Source organism: Candidatus Proelusimicrobium volucris (assembly GCF_959605025.1).
Classification (GTDB): Bacteria; Elusimicrobiota; Elusimicrobia; order Elusimicrobiales; family Elusimicrobiaceae; genus Proelusimicrobium; species Proelusimicrobium volucris.
The window spans coordinates 37,970-47,923 of the sequence record NZ_CAUHCY010000008.1 but is presented as its reverse complement, the minus strand read 5'-3'; the positions used below and the strand labels follow the sequence as shown (position 1 = coordinate 47,923).

The 9,954-nt window shown below is 45.6% G+C and carries 13 protein-coding genes; 3 read left to right on the top strand and 10 right to left on the bottom strand.

Going from position 1 to position 9,954, the window contains the following annotated elements:
- Nucleotides 1-145 precede the first annotated feature (145 nt).
- The 3 genes from ACQY3M_RS07020 to ACQY3M_RS07010 are packed head-to-tail and all read right to left on the bottom strand — an operon-like array spanning nt 146 to nt 3,595.
- Complete coding sequence (locus ACQY3M_RS07020; protein ID WP_428067063.1) at nt 146-775, bottom strand: thiamine diphosphokinase; 630 nt, start codon at nt 773-775, stop codon at nt 146-148.
- Nucleotides 762-2,165 carry a sodium:solute symporter family protein gene (locus ACQY3M_RS07015; protein ID WP_428067061.1) on the bottom strand — a complete coding sequence of 468 codons (1,404 nt, stop codon included), beginning with the start codon at nt 2,163-2,165 and terminating at the stop codon, nt 762-764. Before ACQY3M_RS07015 ends, ACQY3M_RS07020 begins: the two co-directional genes overlap by 14 nt.
- Before the next feature lie 35 nt (nt 2,166-2,200).
- Complete coding sequence (locus tag ACQY3M_RS07010) at nt 2,201-3,595, bottom strand: YfcC family protein (protein ID WP_428067059.1); 1,395 nt, start codon at nt 3,593-3,595, stop codon at nt 2,201-2,203.
- Between the two features lie 89 nt (nt 3,596-3,684).
- On the opposite strand from ACQY3M_RS07010, the gene rsmI reads away from it, so the two are divergent.
- From rsmI to ACQY3M_RS06995, 3 genes are read left to right on the top strand one after another with little or no spacing between them, the layout of a single operon-like run.
- Nucleotides 3,685-4,377, top strand: a complete 693-nt coding sequence (gene rsmI / locus ACQY3M_RS07005) for a 16S rRNA (cytidine(1402)-2'-O)-methyltransferase (RefSeq protein WP_428067057.1) — start codon at nt 3,685-3,687, stop codon at nt 4,375-4,377.
- Nucleotides 4,370-4,990, top strand: a complete 621-nt coding sequence (locus ACQY3M_RS07000; RefSeq protein WP_428067056.1) for an L-threonylcarbamoyladenylate synthase — start codon at nt 4,370-4,372, stop codon at nt 4,988-4,990. The genes rsmI and ACQY3M_RS07000 overlap by 8 nt, the downstream gene beginning before the upstream one ends.
- An 18-nt stretch (nt 4,991-5,008) precedes the next feature.
- On the top strand, nt 5,009-5,893 hold the full coding sequence (locus ACQY3M_RS06995) for a sensor histidine kinase (protein ID WP_428067055.1): 885 nt from the start codon (nt 5,009-5,011) through the stop codon (nt 5,891-5,893).
- A 108-nt stretch (nt 5,894-6,001) separates the two neighbouring features.
- Here the strand turns inward: ACQY3M_RS06995 and folK are convergent, their stop codons facing one another.
- The 7 genes from folK to ACQY3M_RS06960 are packed head-to-tail and all read right to left on the bottom strand — an operon-like array spanning nt 6,002 to nt 9,932.
- Nucleotides 6,002-6,523 carry a 2-amino-4-hydroxy-6-hydroxymethyldihydropteridine diphosphokinase gene (folK, locus tag ACQY3M_RS06990; RefSeq protein ID WP_428067053.1) on the bottom strand — a complete coding sequence of 174 codons (522 nt, stop codon included), beginning with the start codon at nt 6,521-6,523 and terminating at the stop codon, nt 6,002-6,004.
- Nucleotides 6,510-6,860, bottom strand: coding sequence for a 6-pyruvoyl trahydropterin synthase family protein (locus ACQY3M_RS06985; protein ID WP_428067051.1), 351 nt, complete (start codon nt 6,858-6,860; stop codon nt 6,510-6,512). The genes folK and ACQY3M_RS06985 overlap by 14 nt, the downstream gene beginning before the upstream one ends.
- Nucleotides 6,850-7,623 (bottom strand): dihydropteroate synthase, encoded by a 774-nt coding sequence (gene folP, locus ACQY3M_RS06980; protein WP_428067049.1) that lies wholly within the window; start codon nt 7,621-7,623, stop codon nt 6,850-6,852. The genes ACQY3M_RS06985 and folP overlap by 11 nt, the downstream gene beginning before the upstream one ends.
- The gene (gene folE / locus ACQY3M_RS06975) at nt 7,616-8,155 is read right to left on the bottom strand and encodes a GTP cyclohydrolase I FolE (protein WP_428067064.1); all 540 of its coding nucleotides are present in this window, start codon (nt 8,153-8,155) and stop codon (nt 7,616-7,618) included. Before folE ends, folP begins: the two co-directional genes overlap by 8 nt.
- An 11-nt stretch (nt 8,156-8,166) precedes the next feature.
- The gene (locus ACQY3M_RS06970) at nt 8,167-8,778 is read right to left on the bottom strand and encodes a 7-carboxy-7-deazaguanine synthase QueE (RefSeq protein ID WP_428067047.1); all 612 of its coding nucleotides are present in this window, start codon (nt 8,776-8,778) and stop codon (nt 8,167-8,169) included.
- Nucleotides 8,744-9,091 (bottom strand): 6-pyruvoyl trahydropterin synthase family protein, encoded by a 348-nt coding sequence (locus tag ACQY3M_RS06965; RefSeq protein WP_428067045.1) that lies wholly within the window; start codon nt 9,089-9,091, stop codon nt 8,744-8,746. Before ACQY3M_RS06965 ends, ACQY3M_RS06970 begins: the two co-directional genes overlap by 35 nt.
- Before the next feature lie 7 nt (nt 9,092-9,098).
- Nucleotides 9,099-9,932, bottom strand: a complete 834-nt coding sequence (locus tag ACQY3M_RS06960; RefSeq protein WP_428067043.1) for a DUF1189 family protein — start codon at nt 9,930-9,932, stop codon at nt 9,099-9,101.
- Nucleotides 9,933-9,954 lie beyond the last annotated feature (22 nt).

Sequence of the window (9,954 nt, the reverse complement as noted above, 5' to 3'; positions counted from 1 at the left end):
AATACAGAATCTTAATCTTAACGATTATGAGAAGTTCAAACTGAAACATAATCTTAATGTTTCCAGAGGATAAACTTTGTTAGACTTATGATTTTATCGGGAAAGCCCGCCTATTTCGGCGGGCTTTTTTATGGATAGATAATAGTTACAAATTATAAATCATTACCAGCAATTTGCCTTTTTTAAATTCTACGGAAAAATCTTTGTTTTTGGCTATATTGCTTACCGCGCTTTGCCCCACTTTTAATTGAGCGTTTTTCAGCCCGTATTTAAGGCCTTTAAGAGTTAAGGCTTCTATGTCGCTAAAGGGGATAAGGCTGACTACGGCGCCTTTTTGAGCGTTAAAGCGGCGGGAAGATTCTATGGGATATATCCGCCATTTAGGGGATTTGACTTCTATATTAAAATTTTCAACCGCGCCGAATAGAGAAGAAAAATTGCTTAAAGTAAAATCCAATCGTCCGCCCGTCATACAAGTTACCGTAATGCGCTTGGGTTTGACGACTTTGCAGAAAGAGAGGCCTTTTTCCAGGTCGGTATTGTCTTGGCGGGATATTTTAAATAATCTCCGGGGGCCGAGTTCTTTTTTTGCTTCTTGCGATATCGAATCCAAATCGCCAAGCGCCATATCGGGCAATATGCCCGCTTTTAAGGCGGTATCCGCCCCGCCGTCCAAAGCCAAAACAAAATCGTGGGATTTAGCTTCCCGTCTTAAAAATATCTTCCCTGCGGATTTTGCGCCCGCTATTATTAAAATGGAATCAATCTCGCGCATATTTTACCTTAACTATATTAAAACCTATTATAACTAAATTTAAGATAATTCCGATATAAAATCCGTCCACTTGCGCCGCAAAACCGCTTTTCGGCAAAAGGTCCCATACGGTTATCGCGAGCGCGGAAAATAAAGCGGAAAAAGTAAACACTTTATCCTTTATAGTGCCGGGCCAAATGTAGCCCGCCAGCATAGGTATCAGCAGACAGGCCGACATATAAGAACCCATGGTAAACCAGATCTTTCTGAAGTTCCCCTCAAAAAATACCGCAAGCGCTATCGCCAAAGCCGCTATGAGAAAAAATGAAACCTGATTAGCTATAAGTTTATTCTTGAACTTGTTTTTGAATAAATCGTAAACCACCGTATTTGACGCTATGAACAAAAAGGAATCCAAAGTAGAGAGTATCACCGCCAGTATCCCCGCGATAAAAAAACCCCTCAGGCCCGAGGGCAAAAGCTGTACGGCGTAGAGGAAATACGCGTGTGAGGCCTGGGCATCTGGCAGTAAAGCCCGCGCGTACAGCGCGCCGGACGTGGTGCAAATATCGAAACAAAACCAAATTAGAGTGCATATCAATATGCCGCTGCGTGCGGTTTTGACGTCCTTGGCCGCAAAACACCGCTGATAAAATGAGGGATCCACCAAAGTGGCCAAAGCTATCGCGCCCCAAATAAGAGTGTTTAGCCATCCGTTGCCGCCGGTAAGGGAGAAATGGCTCGGCGGGAGATTAGCCGTCAAAAAATCCAAACCGCCGAATGTACATAAAGAGTATATCAATACTATCAATACCGCCAAGCACATTGCCGTAAACTGCACCGCGTCGGAAAACACCACCGCCCTAAATCCGCCCCAAGCGCAGTAGAGCGAAACGAAAACAGTCCCTATTACCATGCCCCATATTACGGGTACGGAGAAAATTAAATTCAAAAATATCCCTAAGCTGAGCACGTAGCTTATCGGCAATATATTAAAAAACGTAAATACCGCCGCCGTCTTGGCCGATTTCGGCCCGAACATCTTACCCACCAAATCGGGTATCGTTACGCTTTGATATTGCTTTACCTTCTTTACCAAAAACAAAGCGAATATTATGTAAGCGGCGTACCAAAACAAACCCTGTGTGACAAAATTGTATATCCCGTAATTGAAAGTTATTTCGTTCACGCCGAATATCCCGCCATACCAGCTTGCGACCAAAGTCGCCACGAAAAGCGGCAAAGTAAGGCGCCTGCCCATAAGCATATAGTCGAGCATAATACTGCCGCTTTTTTTGCGAAGGCTTTGCCCGTAAAGCACCGCGGCCACCGTCAAAAGCAGGACTAGTACGAATACCGCTATGTCCGCCGCTGTTATAATTTCCAGGATATTTATTTGGGGTTTGAACATATAAAACCGCGGGGGCTTTTAAGCCACCGCATATATTACTGCCAATTTATGTAATTTGCTATCGCCAAAAATATGAAGGACATCGCAAACCATACTCCCACCAAAGGTATGACGAACCTGAACCATTTCTGGAAGGATAACTTCGCCATGCCGATTACGCCTATTACCACCGCGCTGGTGGGGATACATACATTCGTCCAGCCGTCGCCGAACTGATAGGCCAATATCATAGTCTGGCGGGATATGCCGATAAGGTCCGAAAGCGGCGCCAAAATCGGCATGGTCAATACGGCTTTGCTCGAGCCCGAAGGTATAAAGAAGTTTATTGCCGCCTGCATTATGAATGCCGCCCAAGAGGCTATCGTCGAATTTAAATGCGATATTATGCCCGCCATAAAATGCAGTATCGTATCCAAGATATGGCCGTTTTCCGCTATTATGATGATGGCTGTGGCCAAAGCCAGCAGGAAAACTATCTCAGCCATACTCTTTACGCCTTCGTAAAAAGCGGAGGTGGCCTCGCTCACTTTAAGCCCGCCCAAAAACGCCGCAACCGCAGCCAAACCCAAGAACAGCGCGCCGATTTCCACTATGTACCATTCGTACTTAAGTACTCCCACCACCAGCCAGACCATCGTGGCGGCAAAAGCGAAAAGCACCCAAAAGTGACGCTTGGTAAAAGGTTCCATGCTCTGTTTGTCCAAATTAAGCTCTTTGATTTTCTCACGGTCGAAGTCATAAGTCAGGCTGGCTTTCGGGTCCTTTTCTATCTTTCTGGCGTAGAGCATTACGAATACTATTGCGATAATCGTCGCGCAGGCCCAGATTATCGTCCTAAGCCCGATACCGGAATATAGAGGCAGCTGCGCTATGCCTTGTGCTATGCCCAAAGTAAACGGATTCATAAAAGCGCCGGCAAAGCCCGCCGAAGCGCCTAAAAACGGAACCGATATGCCTACCAAAGAATCGTATTTAAGCGATATGGAAAGCGGTATGAATATCGGGATAAAAATTAACACCTCTTCCGACATTCCGAACGTTGCCCCGCCCAAAGAGAACAGTGTCATCGTTACGGGAATATACAATGCCCTTAAACTCGGATGGCGCATAAAAACTGTGCTGGCACGTTTTATCGCGGCGGTTATCGCGCCTGTTTTCTCTATAATCATAAACGCGCCGCCTATTATCAAAAGGAAAGCCATAATCTCGGCCGTGGTAGAGCGCGCAAAAGACTGCATAGGCGCTTTTAGCACGTCGAATAAAGATTGAGGCGATTTGTCTATATAGTGAAAAGAGCCTTCTACAAGTATTTGCCTTCCGTCGACAATCTGTTTGTCGTAGCTGCCCGCGGGTATGAACCATGTGCATAAGGCCGTCAGTACTATTATTACGGCCAATATTACAGTGGTGTTAATTTTTATTTTGAACATTTACCTAACTGCTTCCTCCGTCAAAAGAAAAAATATTATTTTATTAATATATTTTATAAAATAAGCCCGTCTATTTGATACAATAAATTATGCTCTACATCGTACCTACGCCGATAGGCAATTTGCAGGATATAACCCTGCGCGCTTTAGATACTCTTAAAAACGCGGATTTTATTCTTTGCGAGGATACCCGCCAAACGGGCAAACTCCTTAGTTCGTACGGGATAAACGTAAGGACTTTAAGATATAACGAAAACGACGAAAATTCCATAAAGGGTTTGCTTGCTCTTCTTAAAGAGGGCAAGAACTGTGCGCTAGTTTCCGACGCGGGCACGCCTTGCGTGTCCGACCCTGGTTGGAAGCTCGTCAAAGCCGCGCGGAAAGCTGGCGTAAAAGTAACGGCTTTGCCGGGCCCAAGCGCGGCGGCTTGCGCTTTAAGCGGGGCAGGCATTGGCGGCGGAGGCTTTACTTTCTTGGGTTTTATGCCCAGAAAGCCGGGCAAGATAGTTAAAACCGTCAAAGCGGCCTTGGCTTTGCAAAAACCGGTAATAATATATGAGTCCCCTTACAGAATAGTGAAACTTTTGGAAATAATAAAAAACGAAATCGGCCCCAATATCCAAGCCGTAGCGGCAAGAGAGCTCAGCAAAACTTTTGAGGAATACATAAGCGGCAGCGTAAGCGAAGTGTGGGGGGATTTGTCCTCCCGCAAGAAAATACTGGGCGAGTTTGTTTTGATACTGTCGGGCGGAGGCGAGCTCACGGAAGAAGATGATGACTGATACCAAAATATTCGATTTAAAAACTTTCGGCAGATCTGAGACGGCATTTTTGGCAGAGGCTTTGCTTTCTGGTAAGACGGCTGTCTTGCCTACCGATACGGTTTACGGAGTGGTGGTATGCGCCAAACGGGAATATTTGGGGGCTTTAAACGCCCTTAAAGAAAATCCGCCAGACAAGCCCGCTCAAATACTTTGCACCAAGGCGCAGGCTCGGGTTTTGGCTTTGCCCGGCCCCGCGCTCGACGCCGCGCTTGGAATTTGGCCCAAGCCTTTGACGGCGATCTTGCCAGCTTCCCCGGAAGGGAAAGTTTTAAGCGGCCTAAATACCGTGGGATTGCGCGTGCCGGCGGGCGGGTTTATGGCGGATCTGTTTGGGGTTATGGGCGCGCCTTTATACGCCAGCAGTGCGAATATGCACAGCCTGCCCACACTGGAGCGGGAGGAGGACATACTTGACATTTTCTCCGGAAAGGCCGATATAATAATAAAGGGCGGATTTCTGAAAGCCGCCTCTTCGTGCGTAGCGGATTTAAGCGTTTGCCCGCCTAAGATAATAAGGGAAGGCGGCCTTGGGGAAAGAGAAAAGCAAATAATATTCTCCAAAATAAAATAATTTTGTTAATATAGAGTTATGGATAAATACACCACGGTTACATTAATATTGGCATTGTTCTTCTTTTTCCTTGCCTGTTTCCTGCTTTATCTATTGATAAGAAAGCAGCTGGCCCTCCATGCGGAACGGGCCAGTATCGGCGATTTGAACAAGAGAATAAAGGCGCTGACCCGCAATTTAATGGATATGGTACAGCAGAAAGAAGATCTTGAACGGATAAACGATATGCGTTCGAAGTTCGTTTCCGTTGTTGCCCACGATTTGAAACAACCCCTGACACTGCTTAACGGGTACTCCTCGCTTTTAAGGGAGAATATCAAAGAAGAGGACCGGAGTATACTGGACAATATAGACAAAGCCGCCCTCAATATTGAGAGATTGACGAACGATTTGGCGGACGTGTCTGCGGTGGAATACGGGCGGATAAAATTAAATTTTTCTAAATTTGTGTTTAACGATCTTATCGAGGAAATATTCAATCAGTACCGGGGAGTGGCCGCCCGCAAGGATATTGATATGCACCTGATAGATTATCCCGAAAAGATAATGATAGAAGCTGACAGATTCCGCTTAGGGCAGGTATTTAACAATTTGCTTAACAATGCCTTAAAATTTACGGCGGCTGGCGGTAATGTCGAAATAAAGTATTCCATTGAAGACAATATGGTAAAGACCTTGATACGCGATGACGGATTAGGCATTACTCATACCGATAGGACGAAAATATTCGACAAATTTCAGCAGTCGGATTTTATCGAGGACGATTTTAAGAAGCAAGGCTGGGGTTTGGGCTTGTCGATAGCCGATGAGATTGTAACGATACACGGCGGCCTTATCGGTGCCGACAGCGCGGGGCGCGGCGCGGGGGCAACTTTTTGGATAATTCTGCCGATAAAACATTAAAAGGTTTTTTACTGTTTGGCGCGCGAGGCATTATCAGCCGCCGTGCGTTTTTTTTGAGCGTAGAAAATAGAATATTCACTAAGGCTTAAAATGTGCGTAATTGCCGCATTATGAAATAGCCAAGGCCAAAGTGTCGGAAAGTTTTGTTACCGTGCTTTCCTTTTTTTCTGCCATAAGCTCCTCATAAAGCAGGGCTATGCTTTTGCCCGATACGGGATCTATAAAATCGGGCGCGATTTGTTTTAGCGGCAGCAGGACGAATTCCCTTTTTCTAAAAGACTGATGAGGAATGTAAAGCTGGGGGAAAGTTACGATTTCATTATCGTAGAAAATAATATCCAAATCTATTTCGCGCGGCGCGTCGCGGAAGCTCTTTTGGCGGCCGAGACGAGTTTCTATTTCCTTTAAAGAGGCTAATAGCTGTATCGGCGATAAATCGGTTTTGGCTTCAAGCGCGCCGTTGATGAAGTCTTCCTGCTCCAAAAAACCTTCGGGTTTGCTTAAATAAAGCGGGGATATTTGGCATACGCGGCAAAAGGCGGAAAGGCCCTGCAACGCTTTAAGGATATTTCCTTTAGCGTCGCCTTTATTTGCCCCGAAAGCTATATAAACGGTTTTATGATTCTTCATAAGAGGCCGAATAATTTTCCTTTTCCCTAAGGGTTATTCTTACAGCCGAAGGGAAAACTTTCTTTACTTCCCTAAATATATAATAGGCCAAATTTTCCGTTGTGGGAAGGGGCAGAATTTCGTTTAGGCTGCGGCCTTCAAGTTTTACGTTTATTTTTTTGAGCAGATCTTCCACCTTTCGGAAGTCTTCTATATAACCTTCCTCGTTAAGAGGTGCGCGGAGGGTTATATCATATTTAAAATCGTGGCGGTGGAGCGGCTCGCTAAGCGTTTTGTCGTGGGAGTGAAAAGCCCCGAAAGCCGAGCTTACGGTTATGGAAAAATTTTTATTTGGCATAAACTTCCTCCAAAGCTGAAACGGTTTCTTTTACGTCGTGTACTCTAAGGTATGAGGCGCCTTGCCTCGCGGCCATTTGGGCGCATTTAAGGGATATTTCAAGGGATTTGTCGGTAAAGGATTTGCGTGAGGCTCCTATAAGCAAAGGAAAGCCCAAATCCTTGAAACGGGAGATATTTTCCAAAAGGAGCCAATTTTGTTCTCTTGTTTTTGCAAAACCCAAGCCGATATCCAATATTATGTTTTCTTTGTTTACGCCATGCTCTTGGGCAAGGGCGATTTTCTGTTCAAAGAAAGAAGAAATCTCCTTAAAAATATCTTTGTAGTCGCAGAAGTTTTGCATAGTATCGGGCATACCCTTTATATGCATTATTACCAGTTTTGCGCCATATTGGGCGGCCAAATCGGCCAGGCGCAAATCTTTAAGGCCGCTGATGTCGTTTATTATTTGGGCGCCTTCCCGCAAGGCGGCGAGGGCCGTTTCATAGTGGTAAGTATCGACGGATATAACGGCGTTTGGGTAATGTTTTTTGATTTCTCTTATCGCCGGCAGTACGCGTTTTGTTTCCTCCGCGCTTTGTACTTTGGCGGCGCCGGGGCGGGTGGATTCCCCGCCGATGTCCAAGATATCGGCGCCTTCTTGCAGGATTTGTTCGGCCCGAGCGAGAACCGCGGGCAAATCCGCATATCTGCCGCCGTCAAAGAAGGAATCGGGCGTAACGTTAAGTATGCCCATAATTAAGGGCTTTTTAGTTTCAGACATTTTGTACGAACTGCAAAAATTCCTGGCGGACTTCAGGCTTGTTGAAAGCGCCTCTGAGTGCGCTGGTAATCATTTCGGCCTGATTTTTTTCCACGCCTCTGGCGCAGATGCACATGTGTTTTGCTTTGCATACGACCATAACTCCCAGCGGGTGGAGGTGTTCCATAAGGCTGTCGGCAATTTGCGCGACGAGCTTTTCCTGTATTTGCAGCCTTCTGGAGTAAATCTCTACAAGGCGCGCTAATTTGGAAATGCCCAAAACTCTCTTATTTGGCAGATATCCTATGCTGATAGTCCCGAAGAAGGGGAGGAAATGATGTTCGCAGGTGCTGTAAAACTCTATGTTCTTAAGGATTACCATTTCATCGCAGGAACCTTCCGTAAAAGTTTTTAACACGCTTTCTGGCTTTTGATTGTATCCGCTGAAAAGCTTTCCCCAGCTTTTTATAATGCGTTTTGGGGTTTCCTTAAGGCCTTCGCGCTCGGGGTCGTCGCCGATGTAGGCGAGCATATTTTTAATGCTTTGGCTTATTTCCTCTTCGCTTATTTTACGTCTATCAGCTTGTGAAGCTGCACGCTTAACCTTATTTGCGGATTTTGTTTTATTAGTTCTAGGCATTTTATAAGATTCTCCTTTTTGTTTCCTTCGGGCTGAATAAAAAGCGTTGCGCCGTTTTTAAGATATTTCTGATAATCAAGCGCTTGGCTGGAGCTTTGCGGATTATCGTCTACTACGCATTTTATCGCATCGGCTTTTTTAAGCATTTCCGGGTGCGGATTTCTTTTTGGCGAAACGGTTAGACATTTTACTTTTTGAGTATCAATATTTATTGAACCGTTCGTTTCAATATGTATTTCAAATCCGTTTGAATGAAGTAAATCCAAAAGCGGGGTTATTTGCTGTTCGCAGGGTTCTCCGCCAGTGATGACTATTCTGGGGCAGTTGTATTTTTTGATTTCGTCTAAAATCGACTGCGGCGCCAGGCGCATATTTGTCTGCGCGGCGTATTTTGTATCGCACCAAGAGCAGCCCATTGTACAGCCCGCCAGGCGCACAAAAACGGCGGCGCAGCCGGTATAGGGGCCTTCGCCTTGTATGGAGTAGAAAATTTCGTTAATGTTAAGGCACTCTGACGACACTTGCGCAGTCCTCATTTTCCCATATTTCCAAGGTCTTTAATGTCAGGCCTTTTTCTGCAAGCATTTTTGCGGTTTTGTCGAAAATGGCTTGGCAAAGATTTTCCGCCGTGGGGTTGGGGAAGAAATCGTTTAGGAATTTATGGTCCGGCAAAACGGAATCAAGCATAGGCTTGAGCAGTTTAAAATCGTATACCATACCGTCGGAGCGGATCGGCCCCTCGATTTCAAATACCGCTTTCCAGGTATGGCCGTGCAGGTTGGCGCAATCGCCTTGATAATTGGGAAGGCGATGCGCCGAACTGAATTTTCTAATTATTCTCAGAATCATTTTTTCCTTAGTCCGAAGAGGATTGTTCCTCATTGTTTTCGGTGTTTTGCGGCAAGGATTGTTCCGGTTCTTCGGGCAGATCCTGCAGTCTTTTGGCGTTAAAGATGATTTGGCCGTATATTACGAATACCGCCAAATAGGCGAAGCCGACCAAAAAGCCTGGAATAGGCGTAAAGTAGCTTATCAAATAGATAAGCAGGGCTGGCGCTTGGATATAGCAGGCGATTTTGAAGTTGTCGCCGCTTTTTGTCGGCACGCGCATAGTTCTGCCTAAGACCAGCACCACCACAAAAGCCAAAAGCAGCATGAACGGGATCCTGAATATCTGCGCCAAAAGCATAAAGGCCAGTATTACGCCCATGGCCATATTGGCGACGGGCTCTTTGGAGGCGTTTAAAGTTTCGCGGTCGATATTGGCGTTAATGTCGGCCGGTATTTGCGATTCTTGGAAGCGGTCCTGCAAAGAGAAGTAAACCTTGTCCGCGCTTATTAAGAGTAAGGTGCCGGAGGTTCTCATCTCCGTAGGGTATACGGGTTCGGTCCTGCCGGTATCAAAAACTATGTTGTAGCCTCCGAGGGTTTCGGGGCTTATGGTCAGGGGCTGATTGTTATTTACTTTTATTTTACCGTTGGTAATTTCCATTTCCGGCAAATAGTCAATCATCGTATCGACGGTTTGGGATATGGTCGGCCCCATAAAGATGACCGAAAACAATGAAGTCAGAACAACTGTTATTACGGATATATAAACCACAAAGAAGAATGCTCTCCAAGCGGATTTACCCAGGCTTTCCAAATAGAATTTCATATTGTACAACGCTTTTATCGGACCGAGCAACATAAATCCTCCCTAAAATGATATA